The 24,332-nt window shown below is 57.0% G+C and carries 24 protein-coding genes; 13 read left to right on the top strand and 11 right to left on the bottom strand.

Annotated features, from left to right (window positions below):
* Nucleotides 1–10 precede the first annotated feature (10 nt).
* Entirely contained in the window at nucleotides 11–1,420 is a 1,410-nt protein-coding gene (locus ACYQ54_RS22150; RefSeq protein ID WP_460086338.1) for a YcaO-like family protein, read from the top strand.
* Between the two features lie 148 nt (nucleotides 1,421–1,568).
* Here ACYQ54_RS22150 and ACYQ54_RS22145 read toward each other — a convergent pair whose 3' ends face one another.
* On the bottom strand, nucleotides 1,569–2,117 hold the full coding sequence (locus tag ACYQ54_RS22145) for a CAP domain-containing protein (protein WP_460086335.1): 549 nt from the start codon (nucleotides 2,115–2,117) through the stop codon (nucleotides 1,569–1,571).
* Nucleotides 2,117–2,953, bottom strand: a complete 837-nt coding sequence (locus ACYQ54_RS22140; RefSeq protein WP_460086334.1) for a phosphodiesterase — start codon at nucleotides 2,951–2,953, stop codon at nucleotides 2,117–2,119. Before ACYQ54_RS22140 ends, ACYQ54_RS22145 begins: the two co-directional genes overlap by 1 nt.
* Nucleotides 2,954–3,133: 180 nt before the next feature.
* Between ACYQ54_RS22140 and ACYQ54_RS22135 the strand changes: the two genes are divergently transcribed.
* The 4 genes from ACYQ54_RS22135 to ACYQ54_RS22120 all read left to right on the top strand — a co-directional run bounded on the left by ACYQ54_RS22135 (nucleotide 3,134) and on the right by ACYQ54_RS22120 (nucleotide 6,983).
* Entirely contained in the window at nucleotides 3,134–4,951 is a 1,818-nt protein-coding gene (locus tag ACYQ54_RS22135; protein ID WP_460086331.1) for an ArnT family glycosyltransferase, read from the top strand.
* On the top strand, nucleotides 4,935–5,846 hold the full coding sequence (locus ACYQ54_RS22130; protein ID WP_460086329.1) for a phosphatase PAP2 family protein: 912 nt from the start codon (nucleotides 4,935–4,937) through the stop codon (nucleotides 5,844–5,846). Before ACYQ54_RS22135 ends, ACYQ54_RS22130 begins: the two co-directional genes overlap by 17 nt.
* Nucleotides 5,843–6,604, top strand: a complete 762-nt coding sequence (locus tag ACYQ54_RS22125; protein WP_460086327.1) for a glycosyltransferase family 2 protein — start codon at nucleotides 5,843–5,845, stop codon at nucleotides 6,602–6,604. Before ACYQ54_RS22130 ends, ACYQ54_RS22125 begins: the two co-directional genes overlap by 4 nt.
* A gap of 64 nt (nucleotides 6,605–6,668) precedes the next feature.
* Nucleotides 6,669–6,983 carry a lipid-A-disaccharide synthase N-terminal domain-containing protein gene (locus tag ACYQ54_RS22120; protein WP_460086326.1) on the top strand — a complete coding sequence of 105 codons (315 nt, stop codon included), beginning with the start codon at nucleotides 6,669–6,671 and terminating at the stop codon, nucleotides 6,981–6,983.
* 28 nt (nucleotides 6,984–7,011) lie between these two features.
* Here ACYQ54_RS22120 and metC read toward each other — a convergent pair whose 3' ends face one another.
* Entirely contained in the window at nucleotides 7,012–8,190 is a 1,179-nt protein-coding gene (gene metC, locus ACYQ54_RS22115) for a cystathionine beta-lyase (RefSeq protein ID WP_460086324.1), read from the bottom strand.
* 470 nt (nucleotides 8,191–8,660) lie between these two features.
* Here metC and ACYQ54_RS22110 point away from each other — a divergent pair, with 470 nt between their 5' ends.
* The 5 genes from ACYQ54_RS22110 to ACYQ54_RS22090 all read left to right on the top strand — a co-directional run bounded on the left by ACYQ54_RS22110 (nucleotide 8,661) and on the right by ACYQ54_RS22090 (nucleotide 13,883).
* Entirely contained in the window at nucleotides 8,661–9,680 is a 1,020-nt protein-coding gene (locus tag ACYQ54_RS22110) for an amino acid ABC transporter substrate-binding protein (protein ID WP_460086322.1), read from the top strand.
* Nucleotides 9,681–9,909: 229 nt separating this feature from the next.
* Nucleotides 9,910–11,124 carry an amino acid ABC transporter permease gene (locus ACYQ54_RS22105; RefSeq protein WP_460086320.1) on the top strand — a complete coding sequence of 405 codons (1,215 nt, stop codon included), beginning with the start codon at nucleotides 9,910–9,912 and terminating at the stop codon, nucleotides 11,122–11,124.
* Between the two features lie 12 nt (nucleotides 11,125–11,136).
* A complete protein-coding gene (locus ACYQ54_RS22100; RefSeq protein ID WP_460086318.1) occupies nucleotides 11,137–12,288 on the top strand; it encodes an amino acid ABC transporter permease in 1,152 nt (383 codons plus the stop codon).
* Nucleotides 12,289–12,357: 69 nt separating this feature from the next.
* The gene (locus ACYQ54_RS22095; RefSeq protein ID WP_460086316.1) at nucleotides 12,358–13,161 is read left to right on the top strand and encodes an amino acid ABC transporter ATP-binding protein; all 804 of its coding nucleotides are present in this window, start codon (nucleotides 12,358–12,360) and stop codon (nucleotides 13,159–13,161) included.
* A 17-nt stretch (nucleotides 13,162–13,178) separates the two neighbouring features.
* Nucleotides 13,179–13,883, top strand: a complete 705-nt coding sequence (locus ACYQ54_RS22090; protein WP_460086313.1) for a TIGR02117 family protein — start codon at nucleotides 13,179–13,181, stop codon at nucleotides 13,881–13,883.
* Here ACYQ54_RS22090 and ACYQ54_RS22085 read toward each other — a convergent pair.
* On the bottom strand, nucleotides 13,866–14,498 hold the full coding sequence (locus ACYQ54_RS22085) for a TetR/AcrR family transcriptional regulator (protein WP_460086311.1): 633 nt from the start codon (nucleotides 14,496–14,498) through the stop codon (nucleotides 13,866–13,868). The two genes, ACYQ54_RS22090 and ACYQ54_RS22085, sit on opposite strands and share 18 nt — an antisense overlap.
* Here ACYQ54_RS22085 and ACYQ54_RS22080 point away from each other — a divergent pair.
* Both ACYQ54_RS22080 and ACYQ54_RS22075 read left to right on the top strand, forming a co-directional pair.
* Nucleotides 14,482–15,381, top strand: a complete 900-nt coding sequence (locus ACYQ54_RS22080; RefSeq protein ID WP_460086308.1) for an HD domain-containing protein — start codon at nucleotides 14,482–14,484, stop codon at nucleotides 15,379–15,381. The genes ACYQ54_RS22085 and ACYQ54_RS22080 overlap by 17 nt on opposite strands.
* Before the next feature lie 267 nt (nucleotides 15,382–15,648).
* Entirely contained in the window at nucleotides 15,649–16,989 is a 1,341-nt protein-coding gene (locus ACYQ54_RS22075) for a methyl-accepting chemotaxis protein (protein ID WP_460086307.1), read from the top strand.
* A 17-nt stretch (nucleotides 16,990–17,006) separates the two neighbouring features.
* Here ACYQ54_RS22075 and sseA read toward each other — a convergent pair whose 3' ends face one another.
* From sseA to ACYQ54_RS22055, 4 genes are all read right to left on the bottom strand, one after another.
* Nucleotides 17,007–17,852, bottom strand: a complete 846-nt coding sequence (sseA, locus tag ACYQ54_RS22070; protein ID WP_460086305.1) for a 3-mercaptopyruvate sulfurtransferase — start codon at nucleotides 17,850–17,852, stop codon at nucleotides 17,007–17,009.
* A 9-nt stretch (nucleotides 17,853–17,861) separates the two neighbouring features.
* Nucleotides 17,862–18,335 carry a GFA family protein gene (locus ACYQ54_RS22065; protein WP_460086302.1) on the bottom strand — a complete coding sequence of 158 codons (474 nt, stop codon included), beginning with the start codon at nucleotides 18,333–18,335 and terminating at the stop codon, nucleotides 17,862–17,864.
* Nucleotides 18,336–18,353: 18 nt separating this feature from the next.
* The gene (locus ACYQ54_RS22060) at nucleotides 18,354–19,070 is read right to left on the bottom strand and encodes an alanyl-tRNA editing protein (protein WP_460086300.1); all 717 of its coding nucleotides are present in this window, start codon (nucleotides 19,068–19,070) and stop codon (nucleotides 18,354–18,356) included.
* Between the two features lie 143 nt (nucleotides 19,071–19,213).
* The gene (locus ACYQ54_RS22055) at nucleotides 19,214–19,639 is read right to left on the bottom strand and encodes a hypothetical protein (RefSeq protein ID WP_460086298.1); all 426 of its coding nucleotides are present in this window, start codon (nucleotides 19,637–19,639) and stop codon (nucleotides 19,214–19,216) included.
* Between the two features lie 92 nt (nucleotides 19,640–19,731).
* Here ACYQ54_RS22055 and ACYQ54_RS22050 point away from each other — a divergent pair, with 92 nt between their 5' ends.
* On the top strand, nucleotides 19,732–20,793 hold the full coding sequence (locus ACYQ54_RS22050; RefSeq protein ID WP_460086297.1) for an AraC family transcriptional regulator: 1,062 nt from the start codon (nucleotides 19,732–19,734) through the stop codon (nucleotides 20,791–20,793).
* A gap of 75 nt (nucleotides 20,794–20,868) precedes the next feature.
* Here the strand turns inward: ACYQ54_RS22050 and ACYQ54_RS22045 are convergent, their stop codons facing one another.
* The 3 genes from ACYQ54_RS22045 to ACYQ54_RS22035 all read right to left on the bottom strand — a co-directional run bounded on the left by ACYQ54_RS22045 (nucleotide 20,869) and on the right by ACYQ54_RS22035 (nucleotide 24,273).
* Nucleotides 20,869–21,513 carry a LysE family translocator gene (locus ACYQ54_RS22045; protein ID WP_460086295.1) on the bottom strand — a complete coding sequence of 215 codons (645 nt, stop codon included), beginning with the start codon at nucleotides 21,511–21,513 and terminating at the stop codon, nucleotides 20,869–20,871.
* Between the two features lie 183 nt (nucleotides 21,514–21,696).
* Nucleotides 21,697–23,211, bottom strand: coding sequence for a cardiolipin synthase (cls, locus tag ACYQ54_RS22040; protein WP_460086294.1), 1,515 nt, complete (start codon nucleotides 23,209–23,211; stop codon nucleotides 21,697–21,699).
* Nucleotides 23,212–23,238: 27 nt separating this feature from the next.
* On the bottom strand, nucleotides 23,239–24,273 hold the full coding sequence (locus ACYQ54_RS22035) for a cysteine synthase A (protein WP_460086291.1): 1,035 nt from the start codon (nucleotides 24,271–24,273) through the stop codon (nucleotides 23,239–23,241).
* Between the last annotated feature and the right edge of the window lie 59 nt (nucleotides 24,274–24,332).

The following is a 24,332-nucleotide window of genomic DNA, read 5'->3' as shown; positions in this document are numbered from 1 at the left end:
TCGTTGACTGGTGCTTGAGCGTGCTGAAGCCGATGATGCCGCTTCAATGAATGGAGAGCAGGCTCTTGCAAGTGAGCTGCTGGCCGACCTGACGCGCCTTGGCCTTGTGTCCACGGTTGCCGATGATCGGCCGGGAGAGTTGCGTGTGCTCGACCCACATCTGCATCTGTTTTCAAAACTGCTCTTTGCATATTCCCCAAGACTGGTCTCCATGCCTCGGGTCGGGTGCCCGGTACATTTTTGCACTGGTTTGTTGAAACCTCAGGCAGGTGCGGTGGCGGAAGAGCAACGCTTCCTCGCATCAATTCCCGCTGGTGGGCAGGGAGATTCTGATGCGATTGCAACCTTGAGCTGTCTTGGCGAAATGTCTGAAAGGCTAAGTCTTTGTAGTCTCGGAAATAGTGACAATAGGGTGCGTAGATATGATGTAGAGCAACCAGAAGTAGATTTTGATTCATTGCTTGGTTTGAGTGACAGCCAAGCGAAGGTTGCCTTTGGCAGGCTGGGTCTGGCAGAAGTGAGCGCTCGTGACGTATCCCCAAAATGGTCTCGTTTGTCGGACAGGCGAATTCACTTGCGAAATCTGCAAACCGGGGAAGCGGCACAGTGTCCGAGTTTGGGTGTTCTGTTTCGAGAAACCGATGAGGTTGCAGGTATTCGATTGCCCTTCGCTTCCAGTGTCGGATGCGCCGTCTGGCAGCATGTTGAGGGGGCTCGCGAGCGTGCGTTGCTTGAGCTGGTTGAGCGTGATGCTGTTGCGCAATCCTGGTACAACCGCCTGGGGATAACTTCTATATCTGAGGAGGCTCTGCGAGAAATTCTGCCACCTGACCTGCTCCTTTATCTGGCCAGCCAGCCACGGTCATGGGGGCTTTATCACGTCGAAACGGATCTCGCGGTCCAGGTGGTGATTGCTGTTTCTCATGACGGATACGGAAGAGGTTGCGCGTTTGGATCATCCGCCGGTTGGGATATTACGCAAGCCTGTGTCAGTGCTCTTCAGGAGATGCTGCAATCTGAAAACGCGCTGTCGCTGATGGACAGGGCCTACCCCGCCAATGGCGGAAAGACAGGAACGCCTCTGTCACCGCCCAGACAGTTGGCATATGCCAGAGAACGCGTGATTTTCGAAGACCTTCCGTTACAGGACGCGATTGCCGCAGGCGAGAAGACCATTCAGACGACCTCCACGTTCGAGGCATTGCTGCAGAGCTGCTTCGATCGCGGGATCGGCCTTTGGGAGTTTGATGCAACCCGACAAGACCTCGAGATTCCCTGTATCAAGCTGTTGTCCGCTGAGCTTTGCAGCTGGGAGCCACGGTTCGGCAAAAAAAGGCTGTTCAACGGGGTGGTCGAACGTGGCTTGCGTGAATCGCCTGCCACAGAAGCAGAATTCGCCAGCCGGCCGTTTCCGTTCTGAGCGATTGACAGGCCGTATGCGAGGTTCCAAGAAATATGAGGTGAGAACTCATATTTTGTGCTTGGCGTCCGGATGACAGCTGGTGCATCCGCTCTCTGGAAGAACCCTTTGGCGGAGCCTGGCTCCGCCTCCTTTCAGGAGACATGCATTACCGCACGGTCGGCCGTCCGTCCGCATAGGGGCGGGACAGTGTCATCACCCAGAAATTGCGCCACTTGCCATTGTTGCGGTTCGTTCTGGCTATACCCACACGCGTCACGTAGGGGTTGAGAAGATTCTTGTTGTGCCCCTCGGACCCCTGCCAGCCCCGGAAGGCTGCTGACAGATCCGCATAGCCGGCACCAAGGTTTTCCGCGCCGGCGTAATTGGCGTATCCCGCCTTGTCGAGCCTCTGAGACAGGCCGAAGGCACTGTGTGCCCAAGTGTCCATACTGTCTCGCTCGGCGATATGACGCGCCATCTTTTGGGAAACGACATCCAGTTCCGGATCGTGGCGCAGGGCGGGCAGGCCTTTTTGCTGCCGGTATGCATTTATCATCGACAGCATTTGCGCCTTGTCGACCGGCTGGTCCGTCAACACTGTCCTGTCTTCCAGGTCGCTCTTTCCGGGCAAGGCGCCACACGCGCTGAGCGCAGCTGCGAACAGGACAAGCTGCAACATGGACAAGATGCGTTTTGGTAGCGCGATTCCGCACATCAGGTTTCATCTCCCGGCCAGACGACGCCTTCATCGGCGAAGAAATGATGTGGACCCGGATAGGCTTCCACATAGGCCATGTGAGATACCACTCCGGTTTTCGATGAATGGTAGTGCAGAAAATAGGCCGCGGGTTCGAAGTTGAACATGGCGGGCCCGTCTTCGGTCAGGTCGAGAACGACCTGGTGTCCGGTGCTAGGCGCAAGTGTCATGACCTTTCCGGCAAAGCTCGCGATGATGGGACGGTGAAGGTGCCCACACAGAAACCGCGCGACGTGTCCATGGGGAGAAACGACTTCTGCCAGAGCATCCGCATCCACCAGCCCAATGTCGTCCATGTGACGGATCCCGGACAGAGCTGGCGGATGATGGAGGGCAATCAGTGTCGTCCTGGAACATTCGCTCAATTGGTTTTCGAGCCAGTCCAGCTGTGCTTGTCCGAGCCGGCCGCGGGGATTGCCCGGAATATGCGTGTCCAAAGCAATCAGACGAATGTCACCGATGTCCGCCGTGTAGCAGATCTTGTCGTCAAGGTTTCCCGACAAGCCCGGAAAACCGGCCAGTTCGCGACGCATGACTTCAGTTCCGTCGTGATTTCCCGGAATGAGATAAACAGGCATATCGACACGTGACAGGATCGCCCGGGCCAGCGCATATTCCCGCGGATCGTTTCTGTCGGTTATGTCGCCGGTAATTACGAGAGCATCGGGTTTCGGGGAGAGGCTCTGCAAGGACCGGATCGCGCGCTCTGCAAGCATGTTGGTGTCGGAAACGCGGTAGCAGGGAAGCCCCCGCGGACGCAGATGCAGGTCCGTCATGTGAGCGATCAATGTCATGGGAAACCTTGTGAATCGTCAGGTTGATCTTCTGCCCGGACGATAACCGTGCTCTCGTAGAGGGCAAGCACTAGTTTCCCTTTTTGAAAAGCTCATGTAGGAGAAGCGTTCAGAAACGGGCGGCCTGGGGCGGAGCGCCCCGATGCAGGCACTGGACGCAGGAACTGGACAAGAAAGTTGATGTCGGACACGCGCGACGATCAGAAGCCCGAGGCAGCAAGCGGATCTGCCGAAAACACCGAACGGAAACACAAGGTGGATGGTCCACCGGTTGTTCCGGTTCGAAAGCCGGTCTGGCTGCATATTTTCGGGCACGACATCACGGCACCATTTTTTCTGCTGGTCTTGGCGCTCATTTTGTTCGCGCCGGGCCAGTGGACAGTGCCTCCGCTTGACAGGGACGAGCCTCGCTTCACCCAGGCAACCAAGCAGATGCTGGAAACGAACGATTTTATTGATATTCGTTTTCAGGATCAGGCGCGCTACAAGAAACCTGTCGGCATCTATTGGCTTCAGGCTGCTGCCGTGAAGCTGACCGGGCAGGGGGCCGAAGCGCCGCTGTGGACCTATCGCCTGCCGTCGATCATAGCTGCCACGATAAGCGTTTTGGCAACCTTCTGGCTTGCCAGGGCCTTCATGGGACCGGCGGGAGCGCTTCTGGCTGCCGGCTTTGTGGCCATGGCGATCATCGTTGGTGTCGAGGCGCGCCTGGCAAAGACCGATGCGGCGCTGTTTGCAACGATCATAATAGCGCAAGGAGCCTTGGCGCGGATCTGGCTCAAGAACCCGGGGAAACGGCTATGGGGCCTTGGTTTCTTGTTCTGGACGGCGCTTGCGGGCAGTGTGCTCATAAAGGGGCCGGTAGGGCCCATGGTGATCGGTCTTACGGTCGTCGGACTTATGGCCTTGAAGCGGAAAGCAGCCTGGTTCAAGGGAACCGCGCCACTCGTTGGCTTTTTGTGGTTTGTGCTGCTGGTTTCGCCCTGGTTCGTGGCAATCTGGCTCGCCACCGACGGAACGTTCTTCACGGAAGCGATCGGCAAGGATCTTCTTGGCAAGGTCGGGCAGGGGCAGGAGGGCCACGGGGCACCCCCGCTCACCCATCTTGGCGCGATGTTCGGGATATTCTGGCCGTTGCCGGCATTCTTCCTGATCGCTCTTCCACTCATCTGGCGTGAGCGGACTAGTCCACTGGTGACGTTCGCCGTGGCATGGTTCGTTCCAAGCTGGATCGTCTTTGAACTGGTCGCGACCAAACTGCCGCACTACACGATGCCGTTGCTGCCCGCACTCGCATTGCCTGTCGCCGCCGCCTTGATGGAAGGGGCGGGAGCCACAAGCAAGACCTGGCTTCGCTGGATCGCTGCTGCCCTGCTGGCGGTGCCTGCACTGGGGCTGGCTGGCGCTGCGTTTGCCGGTCCTTTCGTCCTTGGTGTTTGGCCGTCACCTCCCGGCGCTGTTCTGCTTTCGCTTGGGGCAGTTTTTGCGCTCGCCGCAGCCTCTCGGGTTCTGCGTGGACCGGCTCTTTATGCCTTCCCTGCGATCTGTTTGACCGCAGTTTGCGTCAGCATAGGCTTCTGGGGGTTCGTCGGTCCGGCCCTCACGCCGATCTGGGTCAGTCCGCGACTGGTCACGGCCATGGACGAGATCCCCGGTTGCGCAGACCGGGCGAACCGGCTTGTCGTGACAACCGGTTTTCACGAACCCAGCTTCATTTTTCTCGAGGGCACGACGACAAAGATCGTTTCCGCTCAGGACGCAGCTGCTTTTCTGGCTGCCGATGACGCCGGTAATTCGGGTGCATGCCGTATCGCGGCGATAGAAAGCCGGGAAGAAGCGGCGTTTTTGACGGCAGCAAAAGAGATTGGCCTTGTGCCGGAGGCTGTAAAAAGGGTAGACGGCCTCAATATCAACGGCGGGGACGATGTCGATATCGGGCTTTACCAGAAGTCCGTGCCGACGACGGTTTCAGAAGACGGCAATGAGCAACAGCAGTAAATTTGTCTGGCACGTTCTGGCGCGCATGCGCGGGAATTCTCGGCGGGCTGCAATACTGTTTTCCGGGCGCAGGGAACGTGCGCGCCATAACAGGGATCCGTTGCCTCCGGGGCAACGGCCGCAGGACATTTTGGCGGTCCTGCTGCTGACTGTAGGCATCGCTGTCGTTGCCTTCGATGTGCCGACCTATCCCTGGCTGCGGTCCCTTCCGGGAGAATACCGGTCAGCCTTTCGCACGTTTACCGACATTGGCAAGGCTGACTGGATCCTGGTTTCTACCGGTGTTGCCTGCCTTCTTCTGCTGGCGCTGGATGCAGGGCGCTATGCGTTTCGCCTGCGAATGGCGATCGGGGCTGTCTTCACTTATGCTGCCTTCATCTTCTATTCGGTCGCCGCGACAGGCCTCCTTGCCATTGCTTTCAAATGGTCGCTCGGTCGGGCACGTCCAAAGCTGTATGAGGAAGTTGGCCCTGTCCGGTTCGACTTTCTGGCTTTCGATGGCACCTTCACCAGTTTTCCGTCTGGCCATTCGACCACTGTCGCAGCGCTTGCAACTGCGCTGGCCTTTATTTTTCCGGCCTATCGCTGGCTGATCATCGTTGCGGGCTTCTGGCTCGCGTTCAGTCGCGTCATGGTCGGTGCGCACTATCCCAGCGACGTTATCGCAGGCACGCTTTTGGGCATGACCTTCACCTTTTTCACGGTTCGCGCCATGGCCCGGCGCCGGATCGGCTTTCACCTGTCTTCCGCCGGAAAGATTGAACCCAACATGAATGTCCTGTCTGCCAAGGCCTGTTTGCGGGCTGTCTGGCAGGTGCTGCGCGGTCAGCGTGGTGCTGATCGTGTGGAAGCTGAGGCACTCGCTGCAGACACGACAGAACGGACAAGCGCATGACACAAAGCTATCTGGAAGCGTTGGCTGCCAGCAAAGGCACGCTCGCTGTCACGGTCGTGGTCCCCGCAAAGGACGAGGCGGAAAACCTGCCGATCCTGCTGGACGAAATTGAGGCTGCTCTGCAGGGCAGGCGTTTCGAAGTCATCGTCATCGATGACGGGTCTTCCGACGGCACCGATATCGTCCTCCAGGACTATGCGGCCACCCATGACTGGCTTCGGCCGGTCAGGCATGAAAAGTCGTGCGGTCAAAGCTGTGCAGTGCGCACCGGCGTGTTGAATGCCAGGGGAGACGTCGTGGCGACCATCGACGGCGACGGCGAGAACAATCCCGCATATATTCCGGCGCTTCTGGATGCACTTGAGGAAGCCGGCCCTGCGGTTGCACTTGCCGCCGGTCAGAGACTTGGCCGCAAGGCCAGCCTTGCCAAACGGTATGCCTCGAAATTCGCCAACAAGCTGCGTGGCGCAATCCTGCGGGACAATACCCGCGACAGCGGCTGCGGACTGAAGGCGTTGCGCCGGGAGGTTTTCCTGCAACTTCCGTATTTCGACAGCTGGCACAGATTTCTGCCCGCCCTGGTGATCCGCGAAGGCTATGGGGTTACCCATATCGACGTACAGGATCGGCAACGGCGTCATGGATCTTCGAAATACGGGATCTTCGACAGGGCGCTTGTCGGCGTGCTGGATCTTTTCGGTGTCTGGTGGTTGCGCCGCCGCCGCAAAAAAATACCGGATGTCCGCCCGCTGACCTGATTAATGCCCCAATCGGGGTGGAGAAGCCCGCCGAACTTTCAAGAACACTGACTGGACCTGAGACATGAGCGCTCTTTACGATTGGATCCATGCGGTTTTTATCGCGCAATTCGATTTCTGGATCATCCTGGGTTTCTTTGCCCAGGGCATGTTCATGATGCGCTTCGTCATACAATGGATCGCGTCGGAGCGGGTCGGCCGCTCAATCGTGCCTGTTGCTTTCTGGTTTTTTTCCATCGCCGGTGGGGCGTTGTTGCTGATTTACGCCATTCAAAGACAGGACCCTGTGTTCATTGCCGGCCAGGGACTGGGGTTGCTGATCTATTTCCGCAACATATGGCTGATCTTCAAGGAAAAGCGGGACGATCCAACGATCTGAATCGTTCCGCCTTTCTGTTTGCAATTTGTCAGCCGAAAGCTTTCGTCAGAGCCTGGCTCACATCGGCAATCAGGTCTTCGGGATCTTCCAGACCGATGTGCAGCCGCACGGATTGCAGATCCGGGTTCACCGCGGTGGCAGTTCGAGCTCCCTTCAGACGAACCGGTATCGCGAGGCTTTCAAAGCCACCCCAGGAATAACCAAGACCGAAGAGCGTCAGCGCATCAAGAAATGCGTAGGCCTGCTCCTGTGTCGTGCCTTCGGAGAAGTCGAATGCACACAGGCCGGAGGCTCCGGTGAAATCGCGCTTCCAAAGGGCGTGACCGGGGTCGGTCTCAAGGCCAGGATATCGGATACGGCCGATATGAGGCTGATCCTTCAACCAGCCAAGCACGGCCAGTGTGTTGCGCTGGTGACGTTCAAGGCGCACGGACAGGGTTCTAAGGCCCCGCAGGCCGAGGTAGATATCGTCGGGCCCGACGTGACAGCCCATGGCACCGCAGAGCTTGTCCAGCTTTTCCCAGGCGCGTTCGCTGGCGGCAATCGTGCCGAGCATGGCGTCGGAATGACCGACAATGTACTTGGTGCCCGCCTGGATCGATATGTCGACGCCGAAAGACAGGGGTTGGCAGTAAATCGAACTGGCCCAGGTGTTGTCCATCAGGATCGTTGCGCCGATGGCACGAGCCTCCGCGACAATCGCCGGCACATCCTGCATCTCGAAGGTGAGGGAGCCGGGAGCTTCCGTGAACACCGCGGCCGTGTTGTTCTGGAACAGTGTTTTTATGCCTGTGCCGATCTGGGGGTCGTAGTAGGTCACAGTTACACCGAAACCGGGCAAGACCGTGTCGGCGAAATAGCGGGTTGGTCCATAGGCCGTATCGGTGATCAGGATGTGGTCGCCGGATTTCACACAGGACAGGATAGCCAGCGCAATAGCATTCAGTCCGGAATTGGCAATCTTGACCCCTGCCGCACCTTCAATCTCCTTCATTGCGCCTTCAAGCGAATCCGTCGTCGGATTGCCTCGGCGGGCGTAGGAATAGGTCTGGGCACCCGTCACCATGGTCTTGGTATCGGGATAAAGAACGGTCGAGGCATGTACGACAGGTGGATTGACGAATCCGTGAAACGCAAGCGGGTCCCGCCCGGCGTGCGCAAGCTTGGTATCCTGCTTCAGCGGCGGCTTGGAGGTGGTGGAAGACATGAAGGCTCTTGGGTATGTGAATGTGGTGGGGCGGCGTGGATGTGAACTACCGGACGCCGTGCGCTCACTTTAGTCATTCGCGCCATGGTCGCAACCGGCATTTCATGTGCTCCTCGATGCATCGTGAAAGTGGAGAAATTTAGATCAGCGTTAACCTTCGCAAGGTCTCGTCTAAATGGATTGAACCCTTTTTAGGCATTGAATGAATTCGATTTAGACATGTTCGCTGTTTGTGCATCCATCCTGGTGGCAAATGGCGGATAGCTCGAGAAATTTGACGAGATATCTGCAGCAAGTACTTGACCCGAACAGCTAAATGCCATCGTATGGAGCCGTTGGGTGGGACGAAAGATATCTGGAGGAAGCAGCCGTTAAGGTTGGCATCCGTCCGGAATAAGAGACGGAGAAGGTGTCTTTCGAACAAACCCGGCATAATAAAAGTATGGGTAACAAATAAAGGCTGCATATCCATGTCCAACAAATTCCTTCCGCTCGTAATCGGCGCTGCTATGGGAGTCGCCGCGACGACGGCTGCTGGTGCAACGACGCTGGAAGACGTCAAGGCAAAGGGCTTCATTCAGTGTGGTGTGAGCCAGGGTCTGCCGGGCTTCTCGAACCCGGATGCTCAGGGGAACTGGACCGGTATCGACGTTGACTACTGCCGCGCTATGGCTGCAGCAGTGTTCGGCGATGCTTCCGCTGTGAAATACACTCCGCTGTCTGCAAAAGAGCGCTTCACCGCGCTTCAGTCCGGCGAAGTTGACGTTCTGTCTCGTAACACCACCTGGACCATGTCCCGCGACACTCAGCTGGGCCTGAACTTTGCTGGTGTGAACTACTATGACGGTCAAGGCTTCATGGTTCGCAAGGACCTCGGCGTGACCTCCGCACTGGAACTGTCTGGCGCTTCGGTCTGCACCAACACCGGTACGACCACCGAGCTGAACGTTGCCGACTACTTCCGCGCCAACAACATGCCGTACGAAATCGTCGCCTTCGAAAAGGCTGACGAAGTTGTGGCTGCTTACGACGCCGGCCGTTGCGACGTTTACACCACTGACGCATCCGGCCTGTACGCACAGCGCCTGAAGCTGACCAACCCGGGCGACCACATGGTCCTTCCGGAAATCATCTCCAAGGAGCCTCTGGGCCCGGTTGTCCGTCAGGGCGACGATGAGTGGTTCAACATTGCAAAGTGGACGCTGAACGCGATGCTCAACGCAGAAGAGCTCGGCGTGACCTCTGCAAACGTTGACGAGATGAAGTCTTCCGACAACCCGTCCATCAAGCGCCTTCTGGGCGTCGAGGGCGCATTTGGTGAAGCGATCGGCCTGCCGAACGACTGGGCCTATGCCATCATCAAGAACGTCGGTAACTACGAAGAGTCCTTCAACGCAAACGTTGGTCCGGACACTCCGCTCGGCATCTCCCGTGGCGTAAACGCTCTGTGGAACGACGGCGGCTTCATGTACGCTCCGCCGGTCCGCTAATAATCCTCTTCTTTGTTTGAGGATTGAAGGGGTTCCGGCGGTGTTCTGCCGGAACCCTCAATAAATTCCACGCAATAAAAACCGGACAACATACCCGGCAACAGCGTGGGGGAACAGACTGCTTCCGTCGATAGGGGAGTGCTGCCAATGTGCGGCCAGGAAGCATGTCAGACGCGATTGAGGAGAGGCTTCGGGCCGGGCTCTTTCGTGAAAACTTGGGCGAGGTTCTATGTCAGTAATGGAGCAGGACTCGGCGGGGGCGCCGGCGCGTGCTTCGCTGTTGAACGATCCCAAAGCCCGCGGCATCTTTTACCAGCTGTTGCTGGTCGTCGCGATTGTCACTTTGGGATATGTCATCGTTACGAACACGATAGCCAACCTGGAGAGGCAGAACATCGCCTCCGGTTGGAGCTTTCTTGAAAATACAGCCGGGTTTGGAACCAACCAATCCCTGGTCTCCTACTCGGAGACATCGAGTTACGGAAGGGCAATCTATGTCGGCTTCCTGAATACTCTTCTTGTGGCGGGCGTCGGTATCTTCTTCGCCACATTGATCGGCTTCATCGTCGGTATTGCCCGTTTGTCGAACAACTGGGTCATCAACCGCCTGGCGTATTGCTACGTTGAGCTGGTCCGCAACATTCCGTTGCTGCTGCAGATCTTCTTCTGGTACTTCGCAGTTCTGCGATCGATCCCGAGCAAACGTGAAAAATGGTCGCTGTTCGACACGTTTCACCTGAACATCGGTGGGCTTCGGCTTCCCAAACCTATCATGGGAACCGGTTCTGAATGGATCGGTTATGCCTTCCTCATCGGGATCGCGGTTGCATATCTTGTGGCACGTTGGGCGCGCAAACGTCAGGAAGCAACCGGACAGCCATTTCCGTCTTTCCTGACCGGGGTTGGGTTGATCATCGGGCTTCCCGTCCTGACCTACTTTGTCATGGGCATGCCGATCAGCCTGGAACATCCGAACTTTGTGGAAACCGGGCCCATTCTGCGTCAGGGCTTCGAGCTGAATGTCGGGTTGAACATCATTCCTGAATTTTTGGCTCTCACTGCGGCCTTGTCGATCTACACGGCTTCGTTCATTGCGGAAATTGTACGTGCGGGTATTCAGGCTGTGAGCCATGGCCAGACCGAGGCTGCACATGCCCTTGGACTGCGGAACGGACCGACCCTGAGACTGGTGGTTATCCCGCAGGCAATGCGCGTGATCATTCCGCCGTTGACCAGTCAGTACCTGAACCTGACCAAAAACTCCTCGCTGGCTGTGGCCATCGCCTATCCGGATCTTGTCTCGATGGGGGGAACAGTGCTCAACCAGACCGGTCAGGCAATCGAAATCATCGGTATCTGGATGGTTGTCTACCTGTCGCTCAGTCTCATCACATCGGCCTTCATGAACTGGTACAACCAGCGCATGGCGCTCGTGGAACGGTAAGGAGCGCACACAATGGCTAATACTGATTTGTTTCATATCAGAACCGAGGAAGCGCCGCGTCTGCCGGCGCCGATCTCGACCACCGGCGTCATCGGCTGGATGCGTCAGAACCTGTTCTCTTCCATAGGCAACACGGTCCTGACCGTAATCGGCATCCTGATCGCCTATTCACTGATCGCGCCGTTGATCCAGTTTGCGTTAATCGATGCGGTCTGGAGCGGGGAGAACCGTGAAGCCTGTCTGGCGCAAGATGGTGGTCATGCCGGAGCCTGCTGGGCGTATGTGGAAGCTTACTTCCCGCAGTTCATCTATGGCCGGTATCCGACTGAGGAAATCTGGCGTGTAAACGTCGTGTATTTCCTGTTCGCGGTGCTTCTTGTTCCGTTGGCGATCCCCGGGGTTCCGTTCAAGAAAATCAACGCGATCCTGTTCCTGGTCGTTTTTCCGATCGTCGCGTATTTTCTTCTGACCGGTCTGGTCATCGGCGACGCGGTTATCCTGCCGATCGTTGAAACAGCGGTCTGGGGCGGCTTGCTTGTCACGCTTGTCATTGCGGTTACAGGTATTGTTGCCTCACTGCCACTTGGCATCGCGCTGGCTCTCGGGCGCCGGTCGAAAATGCCGATCATCAAGATGGTCTCGATCATCTTCATCGAGTTCTGGCGTGGTGTTCCGTTGATCACCGTTCTGTTCATGTCCTCGGTGATGTTGCCGTTGTTCCTGCCGGAAGGTGTGACCTTCGACAAGCTGCTGCGTGTGCTGATCGGCGTGACGCTGTTCTCTGCGGCCTATATGGCCGAAGTGGTTCGCGGTGGCCTGCAGGCCATTCCGAAGGGGCAATATGAAGGTGCCATGGCGCTTGGGCTTCGGTTCTGGCCGATGATGTATCTCATCATCCTGCCGCAGGCCCTGAAGCTCGTGATCCCCGGGATCGTCAACACCTTCATCGGGCTGTTCAAGGACACGACCCTGGTTCTGATCGTCGGCATGTTCGACCTTCTTGGCCAGATCCAGTCGTCCTTCACGGACCCGACATGGTCGACGCCAAGCACCGGTCACACGGGCTACCTGTTCGCAGCAATGGTGTTTTGGACCTTCTGCTTCGGCATGTCACGCTACTCCATCTTCATGGAGAACAAGCTGCATACGGGCCACAAACGCTAGCAAGCCGCTTCCGGGGCGCGCGATGAACCGCAGCGCCCCGGCCAAAGGACACTCTTGGAGTAAAATACAATGTCTGCAAACGCTGTACGCGACGAGGAACTCGCAGCCGATCGTTCCAGAATGACCATCTCCGATACGGATGTGGCTGTCGAAATCAAGAACATGAACAAGTGGTACGGGGATTTCCACGTGCTGCGCGACATCAACCTGAAGGTCATGCGCGGCGAGCGCATCGTGATCTGCGGGCCGTCCGGTTCCGGTAAGTCAACCATGATCCGCTGTATCAACCGTCTGGAAGAACACCAGGCCGGGCAGATCCTCGTCGATGGTATCGAGCTGACGGACGATCTCAAAAAGATCGACGAAATTCGTCGGGAAGTCGGCATGTGCTTCCAGCACTTCAACCTTTTTCCGCATTTGACCATCCTGGAGAATTGCACACTGGCGCCGATCTGGGTTCGCAAGATGCCCAAGAAGGAAGCCGAAGACATCGCGATGCACTACCTGGAGCGCGTCAAGATCCCGGAACAGGCGAACAAATATCCGGGACAGTTGTCCGGCGGTCAGCAGCAGCGCGTTGCAATTGCCCGCTCGCTCTGCATGAGCCCGAAAATCATGCTGTTCGATGAGCCGACATCGGCACTCGATCCGGAAATGATCAAAGAAGTTCTGGACGTGATGGTCGGGCTTGCCGAAGAAGGCATGACGATGTTGTGCGTCACTCACGAGATGGGCTTTGCTCGTAAGGTCGCAAACCGCGTCATCTTCATGGATGCGGGTCAGATCGTCGAGCAGAACGAGCCGGAAGAGTTCTTCACCAATCCGCAGCATGAGCGCACCAAACTCTTCCTGAGCCAGATCCTGCATCACTGATCGGAAATATACTGCTGATGGCGAAAATTCTGCGCAGGTTCCTGGCTGGAATTTGTGTGGTTTTCTTCACCGCTCTTGTAGCATTAGGCCTCGGAACAATTGTTCCGAGGCCTTTGTTCGTTTCCAAGCCGTTTGAAGATGCGGTGTCGGCACCATCCGGTGAGCGAAACATACTGATACTCAGTAATCCCATTCACACGGATATCGCACTTCCCGCTGATCCGGACGTACTTGAGGCATTCGGGTTCATATCCGATGGGGGGCTGAAACTCGATTATCCGGGCGTTTTCTGGATTGCTTTCGGGTGGGGAGGACGGTCTTTCTATATCGAGACGCCAACATGGGGTGACCTGAAGCCTGGTCCTGTGATGGACGCTTTGACATGGGATGCATCGGTCATGCATGTCCGTCGAACCGGCGATATTCAACTTGATCAGGATAGCGTCCGGAACGTTGTCCTCAGCGGACAGGAATTTGATGAACTGGTTGCCGATATCAAGGCCAGTTTCCTGTCAGATGGCGCGGTGCCACCGGCAGCAATCCCCGGGGTGGCTTACGACGCGCACGACATTTTCTTTCCGGCAGTTGGTGGTTTCAATGCGTTCAGGGGCTGCAACACCTGGACGGCCGACATGCTGAGGCGGGCAGGGCTCAAGACCGGCATATGGACGCCGCTGCCTCTGACGCTTGAATGGTCTCTGGAGCTACACAACGGGCTCTGATGCCGGGTCCGGTACAAGTCGGTCGACCGCAGTCTCTGCCAGTTCCACCAGGATATCGCGAGATTCACCAGCCCGGGCGCGAACTGAAAGACCGTGCAGCATCAAAGACAGATGCTGGGCGGCGAACTGGACGCTCGCTTCCGGAACTGAGGCTTTCATTTCCGCGTAAATCAGACTGGCGAACCCTCGATCCATTCGCTCAACGACATGCGCCAGCATTGATCTGAAGTCAAGATCATCAGCAGCTTCAGTCGTCAGTGTGGAGATGGCCAGGCAACCATAGGCCGCATCGCTAAATGTCGACCTGCCGCAATAAAGATCGATAGCAGCTGTCATGATGGCCTTGAGCCGGGGTTTCAGCCCTGTTTTTGTCTGTCCTGCCGCCTTCAGGTGGGCCTGCATCTGGTCCGCGAACCGTGAAATCACCTTCAGATACATGTCTTTCTTGCTGCCGAATGCGGCGTAGAGGCTGGGTCTGTTCAGGCCGGTTGCTTCTGCTATCTGGTCGAGACTGGTAGCGGCATAGCCGTGCTGCCAGAACACCAACATGATGCGGTCCAGCGTGACGTCTTCGTCGAATTTGCGCGGACGGCCGCGTTTGCTTTCGGCTTTCATTTTATACCTATTCGCACATAAATATCGACATGTCTATTTTTATGCGATACGGTACATAAAAATGGAGCAATCAATGGAGACGTTTTGGGAGATGCCGGAAAACACTGTAGACATGGGGACGGTGGCTTGGGGACGAAGGCCTGGTCAGTTCAGCAATGGGCGACTGACAAGAACTGAAAAGCTGAAGGTGCTTACAAATCTTGGCCGTATGGGGATGCTTGAAGCGCTGGATGCTTTCAGAGGAAAACTGGGCCTGATCAACACCTTCGGCGCAGACCTTGAAGGACTGCAGCCACCGGAGACCGCATTGGTCCGGGATGCGTTGGACTTTGCCGACGAAGTCCAGAATTTGGACCTGATGCGGCACAGTTGGCGCACCTATTACTTTGGTCTCGTGTTGGGTGGCTATCGTAAGCTCACTGTAGACAAGGAAATCCTCTTCTGTGCAGCCATATTGCATGACGTAGGCTTGGCGTCAGGCCGGACCAGTGAGCCGCGGGATTGCTGTTTCGTGGTCCATGGTGCGGAACGCTGCCAGCACCACCTTGTCGGCCAGGGACATGACCGGGCAAAGGTACACCGGATTGCCGATGCCATTGGACTGCACCTTAACGGGTATGTGTCTGCCAGAAGATATGGTGCAGAAGCACATCTTATTTCGCGTGGAGCAATGTGTGACGTGTTCGGAATGGGGCAGCGCAGGATTGCGCAGAACGTTCGCAAGGACATCTTCGCTCGATACCCGAAAGGGAAACTGAACGATGCTCTGGAGATCTGGCCAGGCCATCATCTTGCCGGCACACGTGCCGACTTTCTGATCAGTCTGGAGCCGTCACGCAAGAAACCGGATGGGTTGAAGGCAAGACCCCAGCCGGGAGAGTGAGCCTTGTTTTGGACAACCGGAATACGACCAAAGTATCGCTGTCTGCGTTTTCAGGTTGTGTTCGCCGCTCCCATCGGTAAGAATCGGGTGTCGCGTTTTTATTGCCTAAAAAACGGCCAAAAACCGGGGGGATTGGTAATTATTCCTATTTCGTTTTCGTTGTGGCTCAACGCGCCATTGTCACTATGTCGTACGTAAAAATACAATTTATGGTTTATTTAGAATTGTCAGGTCACGTAGGGTCAGTTTTTATCAAGGTGACCTGCCATGAGCGATCCGGAATACGACTTCCAATCCCGTTTGAAATTCGCCCAAATTGATCATTCCACAATCGAAAATCTCAGAAAGCTCTGGCCGGTAATCGAGCCCGTGTTGGACGATGTGCTGGCGGGTTTTTACGTTCACATCAACACCCAGCCAAATCTGGCTGCACTTGTCGGCTCGCATCAGCCCCGACTTGTTTCAGCTCAAAAGGGCCATTGGAAGAAGCTGTTCACGTCGGGCTTCGACCAGAGCTACCAGCAGAGCATCAACCAGATCGGTCATGTGCATTGCCGCATCGGGCTGGAACCGCGTTGGTACATTGCCGGGTATCTTTATGTCCTGCGCCATCTGCATGCCCATTTGACCCGTAAATACAGACGGTCTTTTAAAAACCTTGCTGTCTTGTTGAACGATGTCACGGCGGCCGTCTTCCTTGACATGGACCTTGCCATATCAACCTACGAAGAAGAACTTCTTCTGGAGCGCGCAGCGCAGACGGAACGGTTGAACAAGGCTATCGAAAAGTTCCAGAACAGCGTCAAGCAACCACTAGCCGATGTCGAAGCGGGGGCACGGAGTGTCGCCGGTGAAGCCGAGCATTTGACGAGCGTTTCTCAAACGGCAAGAAGGCAGGTTGAAAACGCCGGTCATGTCTCGAAGGACTCCAGCGTAAGTGTGCAGACGGTTGCCTCTGCCACGGAAGAGCTCTCCAGTTCGATCCAGGAGATTTCCAAGCAGATATCCGGCGCCTCCCGCATTGCAAGCCAGGCGGCTGGTGGGACTGAACAATCAAGCCTGCAGGTGGCGAGCCTTGCTGGTGCGGCCCAGAAAATTGGCGATGTGATCGGTCTCATTCAGGCAATTGCCGAGCAGACGAACTTGCTCGCGTTGAATGCAACGATAGAAGCAGCCCGCGCTGGTGATGCCGGAAAGGGCTTTGCAGTGGTTGCCAGTGAAGTGAAAACGCTGGCCGAGCAGACAGCGAAGGCAACGGAAGAAATCAGCCAGCAGGTTACCGAGATCCAGAGTTCGACGGACAATGCGGTAGCGTCCATCCAGTCAATCTCCGAAGTGGTCAAGCAGCTGGACGAGATGACCTCGTCGATTGCCGCCGCCGTCGAGGAGCAGGGGGCTGCAACGCAGGAAATCTCGCACAGTATCCAGACGGTTGCTTCCGGAACCCAGACACTCGACGAGAATATCGGCGGCGTGGAGCAGGCGATCACGGCAACCGATCAGGCCGCAGACAGTCTGCTGGCTGCCTCCAGCCGAATGTCGTCGAGCACCAATTCGATCTCAGATGAAATCCGGGACTTCTTCGAAACCCTGAAGACCGGTACCTAACTCAAGGTGGTCAGGTCTCAGGCAGGACCGGTGACGACATCCGTGTCGTCCCGGCTTCCCCATTCCGCCCAGGAACCGTCGTAAAGTGCGAGATCCCGGACGCCGAGCACGGTAAGTCCAAGCGTCAGGATTGCCGCCGTCACACCTGAGCCACACGTCGTGGTCACGGGCTTATCCAGATTGACGCCGGCGTCCTGGAATGCCTTTGCGAGGTCTTCCTTCGGCAAAAACGTGCCGTCTTCGGCAATCAGCTGGGTGAACGGCAGGTTGAGTGCCGTCGGCATGTGTCCGGACTTGAGGCCGGCGCGTGGCTCTGGTGCCTCTCCGGCAAAGCGTTCGCCAGACCGGGCGTCCAGAATCTGGCGGGATCCGTTTGCGATGGTAGAGCGGATCTGGGCTAGATCGGCAACGGCGCCATGGTTCAAGCGCGAGGAGAAGTGGCTTTGTACCCGCCGGGGCGTGTCGTCGTTGAATGCCCGGCCTTCGGCGCGCCACTTGGGGAAACCGCCATCAAGAACATAAACCCGTTCCGCCCCCATGCTGCGCAGTGTCCACCAGACGCGTGGCGCGGAATAGAAACCGAAATCGTCGTAGACAACGAGCGTCTGGCCATCGCCGATACCCATCTTCCGCATGGTTGAGGAAAACACATGTGGTGCAGGCAGCATGTGAGGCAGATCGGTGGATTTGTCGCAGACCTCGTTGACGTCGAAAAAGACAGCACCGGGAATGTGGGCGTTTGGATAGACTGGCGGAGCATCCGGATGAGTGACCGGTGGCATCCAGGCATTGATGACAATCAGATCTGGTGAGGAGAGATGATCGTCCAGCCATTGGGTCGATACGAGAGGATGGTCGGTCATAAGGGCTCCTTAGGTCTCCAGCAAGCCTTTGGACTTGTGCCAGTCCTCGATGGAAAGGTCCGGATAGTTCTGAAAGTGAACATGTCCGGGACCGTTCGGCACTTCGATCCAGTCAGGCTTGAACGCCAGCATGATATGGACAATCTCCGGCGGTGTTGGCAAGGGGCTATCGACTGCTCCGGCATGTGGATGCACAAGCTCCGGCCAGCGCGGATCCCAAACCCACAGATGCGAACCGCAGGCCTTGCAGAAATGACGTTCCGCAGGACTGGTTTCACCATCAATGACCGCATTGTAGACGGCCTTTGCTTCCGCTCCCTTCACCTTGAGGCTGCCGGCATCCCCCAAAAGATTGATCGCATAGCCGCCACTGCCACCTGTCTTCCTGCAGATGGAGCAATAACAGCGCATGTAAGGGTAGGGCGTCCTGCTGTCCACTTCGAAGGATACTGTACCGCATCGGCAGCTTCCGGATAGTTTCATGCTGACGTCTCCAGTTCATCAGTCCGTTAGGCGAATTCGAACGCGCCTGTTCTGCTTGCCCTTCTTTTCGATCTTGCCAAGATCAAGCAGACCGATTTCGGAGGTTCTGGTCACATGGGTACCGCCACAAGGCTGCAAGTCTACATCACCACCGATCCGGACCAGTCTGACACGACCAGACCCGCGTGGTGGCTTGACTAACATGGTCTTTACCAGGCCCGGGTTGGCATCGAGTTCTTCGTCGGTGATCCACTCGGTGGTCACTTCGTGGTCACCTGCAGCAAGCGCGTTTAGCTGCTTCAGAAGAGCTTCCCGGTCGATGGTTTCTTCACCCATATCGAAATCGAGTCGTCCTTCCGGATCCCCGATCTGGCCACCGGTAACGGGATAGGGAAGGGCTACGGAAAGAAGATGCAAGGCCGTATGCATGCGCATCAGGCGATAACGCCTGGCCCAGTCGATATGGGCTGTTACGCCGATGCCCGCAGCTGGCAGGCTTTGTCCTTCTGACGGAACATGCACGATGGTTTTCTTGTCGTCATCGTAGACCGCTGTGGCAATGCTGAGCTTTGTGCCGTCTTCCAGTTCCAGCATGCCGCTATCGCCGGGCTGTCCCCCGCCGGTTGCATAAAACACGGTTCTGTCCAGAACGATGCCGCCACGCTCGTTCACACCGGTCACTTCGGCTTGACATGTTCTGAGATAGGCGTCGTCGCGGAACAAAGGTTCGGTCATCTGGAACTCCCTGAAACGAATAGCGTTGAATTGAGCAACGATCAGTCTCGGGTGCAAGGTCTATTTGGAGGAAGCGAGGGCTTGAAATACGAACGCCCGCGATCCGGTCGGACCGCGGGCGTAGCGTTGATCTGGATTGGAAATCAGTCTGCGAAATTCAGGTCGACAAACCCTTCCGACCAGTTCTGGCTGTTGGCCTTGCCCTTCGCATTTGTGAAGACAGGTTTGGCGAGGTCTTCGCGTGTTACGGTGAAGCAGAGTTTGCCCCAGCCATCGCCGCTCCAGTCTTCGCAGTAATGCCCTGTCCCTTCGATTTCGACAGCTTCCCAGGGAATGTTCCGGATCTTGTCGCCCTTGACCACGACAACGGCGATGCCATCGGAGTGATTGTTCTGCTTGTACTCCGTCACACCGTCCGGAAAGAAACCATGGATGGAATTGCCCGACATCATGTCGCTGATCTCGGCCGCCGTCAGGTTCGCCGGATCGGCGCGTACGTAAGTGCTGGCAGCCAGTACCGTCAGTGACATCACAGCCAGAAGCCGCAGCCCATTTTTCAATTTGCGCATGTTCCCCTCGATTTCGATGCTTGCATTTGCGCTAAACCCTTGGTTTCGTTCCAGGGCACCCTGCATCCTGCAACACGGTCGAAAGAAGGCCTGTGAATATCGACGCCAAAATTTCCGCCGACCCGACGAGAAAAGTGGGAGATGCGAGTGTCAACGAACCGCTCGGTGAAGCCTATTCGGCTTACTGGAACTGGTGGCTGAAACATTTCGCAAGGCAGGCAGAAGCCCAATTTCCTGAAATCTTTGCAGGGGCAGCAGCGCAAGGCACCGATATCGGAGACCCGCTTTCTCACATCGGTATGCTTTATGAGGCACGAGGATGCGGAGCGGTTTTTGGATTGGCCCGCGCTCTAGGGCGGCCCGCCGGCTTCGACGTGATCAGTCATCTCCTGACCAGTGCACCGACCGTATCTGGTCTCGTGCACAGATGGTCAGGTGTCCTGGCCTTGCAGTCTTCCATCCGTTTTCAGGACAGCAACCCGAGGCAGGGTTTTATTGCTGCCGATCAGCGTAATTCACTGGTCCTGTCTCCCTACATGGTTCGTCCTGCCAACCAGAAACCCTTCGGACCTGCAATGCTTGCCGGGGTGGCCACCGGGACACTTGAAAGTGCGGGGGTGCACATTCACGGCATTTGGTCTGTCACCCGTGGCGGAGTTTCGCGACCCGTCTATCGGTTCGGCACCTATCTGGGAGACGGCATAGACTTCGACAGCGATATCTTGATTGTTCTTTCGGAAAAGGTCCCCGGGCTCGAAAGCGAGATCGGATTGGCGGCTCCTGCGCGTAGCCTGTCTTTTGCTCATCTTGTGAACCGGCAGACCGGGTCGGGACTGAACCGTCTCCTGGGGCGGGTTGTCGACAGCCTGGAAAGGACCGAAGGAGAACACCCGGGGCTGTCGTCAACAGCGACCGAGCTCGGACTTTCTGCAAGAAGTCTTTCCCGCCGGCTCACGGAGGCGGGCCTCGGCTATGCCCGCCTGGCGCGTTTCGTTCGGCTTCGCAAGGCGACGCGCCTGTTGGCGTCTGGCAATTGTTGTCTCGACGAAATCGCCTATCAGGCATCCTATTCGGACCGCCACCATATGAGCAGGGACTTTCGCAAGATGGCGCAAGTCACGCCCTCAGGTCTCAGAGAATTGCTGGCTCGCTAGATCAATTGTCGTGCGTTCACTTGAGCGGTATCTGTCCTGAAAGGCCGATCGCCGGTCAGATCCTTTGTATGCCGTTCAGTTGTTGGCCTTGGCCACCAGAAGCTTCAAGGCGAAAGTTCCCATGATCCCGGCAAAGGCCCAGTCGAAGGTACGCATGAATTTTGGCGAGGATTTCAGGAAGCGTGCAAAAGCACTGGCACCAAGCACCATTGCGGCGCAGATTGGCATGCCAAGCGCGACGAAATAGAACCCGAGGAACATGAGTTTGCCAGTCGCATTCGGGTCGGCCGCACTCACGAATTGCGGCAGGAAGGTTACAAAAAACAAGACAATCTTGGGATTGAGGATATTGATCCCGAGCGCCTGCAACCACACCCGGTGAATAGGTTGCTTCTTCACGGAAGCTGCTTCCAGCGCGAGGCTTGAACCATTCCTGACAGCTTGCACGGCGAGCCATATCAGATAGGCCGCACCGACGGTCTTGAGCACCGTAAATGCGACCGCCGAGGCTGAAAGAAGTGCCGAAACACCGATGGCGGCAAGTATGGTGTGTACGATCAACCCGCAAGTGGCCCCGAACACCGCTGCAAGCCCTGCGCGGCGGCCTTGTGTCAGCGTCTTGCTCATGAACAGCGTCATGTCTGGTCCGGGTGTAACCGTGAGTACCAGCGCTGCCGCCGTGAAGGCGAGCAGGGTCGTGTAGTCAGGAATGTAAGCCATGGTTTGCAGATGCCGGAGAAGTTGGTCTGAAAGAGGTTTAGATCATTCACCTCGACGGCACCAGCCCGGACGGTGCGTGCTTTGTCATCGTTTTCCGAAAACAGGTGTTGGAGTTGCCTTCAAACTGCATAAGTCGCTCTGCATGGCCGCGCGGTTATGGAGTCAATACGTCCCGACAACTGTTCAAAGAATAGGTGACAGAAGTCGGGCGCCCTGGGCCAGCACGCGGAAAACGTAGCTGCGCGACTGGAACGCGTCCGGCCAGGTCAGGCGGGAGTTCTGAAAGTCGGTCTCCAGCATCCGTTCGACGTTTCCGATCATGCGTGGATGGGTGAACCAAAGGGTCAGCTCAAAATTGATCTGGAAAGACCTGTTGTCGAAATTCACTGTACCGATGGAAACGAGTTCGTCGTCCATAAGCGTGACTTTCTGGTGCAGAAAGCCGTCGATATAGCGGTAAACCTTCACACCGCGCTGCACCAGGGTGTCTTCATAGGCGTGGCTCGCCAGCCAGACTGTCCAGTGGTCACGTTTCTCCGGCATCAGGACCCGCACGTCCACACCGCGCATTGCTGCTGAACACAGCGCCGTCTGGATGTCGAGCGAAGGCACCAGATAAGGTGTCGTGATCCAGAGCCGTTTGCGCGCCCGCGCCGCTGTTTCGAGAAAGGCCAGCGCACATTCCTCTAGCTTGTCGGCAGGGCCTGTCGGCATCACCAGCACGGCTTCGTCTCCGGGCATCGGGATCTCGCCAACCTGTGGAAGGTCGATACGCTCGCCGCTCGCCCAGAGCCAGTCCTCAACAAAGGAGAGTGCGCAGGCAACGGCGGCCGGCCCCTCGACACGGACGTGGGTATCGCGCCAGTGACCAAACCAGTTGTCCCGGCCGACATATTGGTCCGCAACATTGTGTCCGCCAACAAAGGTCACCCGATAGTCGACGACGACCAGTTTTCGGTGATTGCGGTAGTTGAGGCGCATGGGCCCGAGAAGTCGCAGGAACTTGTGATTTTCATTGAACCCGCAGACCTTGACACCGGCGGTTTTCAAACGAGCCAGAAAGTCTTTCGACAGGGAATGGCTGCCGACGTCGTCGTAAAGGAAATAGACCGTGATGCCGTCCTTGGCACGCGCAATCAGGGCGTCAGCCATTTCGCGCCCCAGCTCATCGTCGTGTACGGCGAAGAACTGGAAGAAGATGACGTTTCGCGCCGATGCGATCTCGTTCTTGATAGCGCTAAAGGTGGCGTCGCCATCAATCAGGAGGTTTGCCTTGTTGCCGGCCATGAAGGGCACGCCGGCGACGCGGGATAGAACTGGCCAGTCCCGGGTTTCGACGTGATCGGTCAGTCCGAGTTCGTCAGCACGCCTTGCTCGTTCCGCTCGGCCCAGGGTTGCCTGAATCTTGGCGTAGTCGGAGAAGGATCGCCAGCCAAACACGAAGTAGAGCGGTACCGTGAGGTAGGGCAGGAAAAACAGGGACAGGAGCCATGCAACCGAACCCTGGGATGTGCGCGAATTCATGACCTCGCGAACGGCGCAGATGCCGGCCGTCACATACATGATCGCGACAAATGCCGCGACCAGTCCGAGATTGTTTGCCATGACATCCAGAACACCTGCATCGGTCACGGCATCGCGGATTCCCGCTTCGGCTGCTTCGCCGCCTTGTACCAATGCTTGATCCCCGGAATCCATGAAATGTCAGCCCCCTATGTCGGTCGATCAGGCGAAGGGAGGCTGGATCGAAACCTTCCGTTCCAGCCATTCGGGAACCGGCAGGTTCTTGGATCTGAGGAAATCGGGATTATAGAGTTTTGATTGGTAGCGGGTCCCGTGATCGCACAGGATGGTAACAATGGTCTTGCCCGGACCGAGCTCACGGGCGAGGCGCCGCGCACCAGCCAGGTTGATTGCGGTCGAACCACCCAGCAACAGGCCTTCGTTCTGGGCAAGGTCGAAAACCAGCGGCAAGGCCTCTTCGTCCGGGATCGTATACGCATGGTCGATTTTCAGGTCGCCGACAATCGGGGTGATGCGGCCAAGGCCAATCCCTTCGGAAACCGAGCCGCCTTCGGATGCAATTGCCTTGCCTGTGGTGAACAGCGATTGCATGGCCGCGCCACGCGGGTCGGCACAGCCGATGAGGACGCCGGGCTTGTTTTCCTGAAGATAGGTCGACACGCCGGCCAGGGTGCCGCCGGAGCCGACAGCGCAGATGAAACCGTCAACGCGGCCACCCGTCTGTGCCAGGATTTCCGGACCCGTGGTCACGAAATGGGCCTTGCGGTTGTCGAGATTGTTCCACTGGTCGGCAAAGATGACGCCGTTCGGCTCGGTGCGTGCCATGTCTTCTGCCAGACGGCGGGCAACATGCTGGTAATTGTTGGGGTCGGAAAAGGGCTTGGCCGGAACTTCGACAAGCTCTGCTCCGCAAAGTCGCAGCATGTCTTTCTTTTCCTGGCTTTGCGTTTCCGGAATAACGATGACTGTCCGGTATCCGCGTGCGCTGGCGACGAGCGCCAGGCCAATGCCGGTGTTGCCGGCGGTGCCTTCAACGATCACACCGCCTGGTTTCAAGTCGCCCCTGGCCTCTGCTTCAAGAATCATTTGCCGGGCAGGGCGGTCCTTGACCGATTGACCGGGGTTCATGAACTCGGCCTTGCCAAGAATCTCGCAACCCGTTTCTTCGGACAGGGCTTTCAGACGGATGAGGGGCGTGTTACCGATTGCATCGACAACAGAAGCGGACACAGACATTTATTCTTTCCCGGCTGATCTGGTCCGGTGGCACTGACCGGCCAGATGAAATCTGATGA

It is taken from the genome of Roseibium sp. LAB1, from assembly GCF_054658235.1.
Note: the sequence above shows the minus strand (reverse complement) of the source record. Positions and strands in the feature narration are given on the sequence as shown.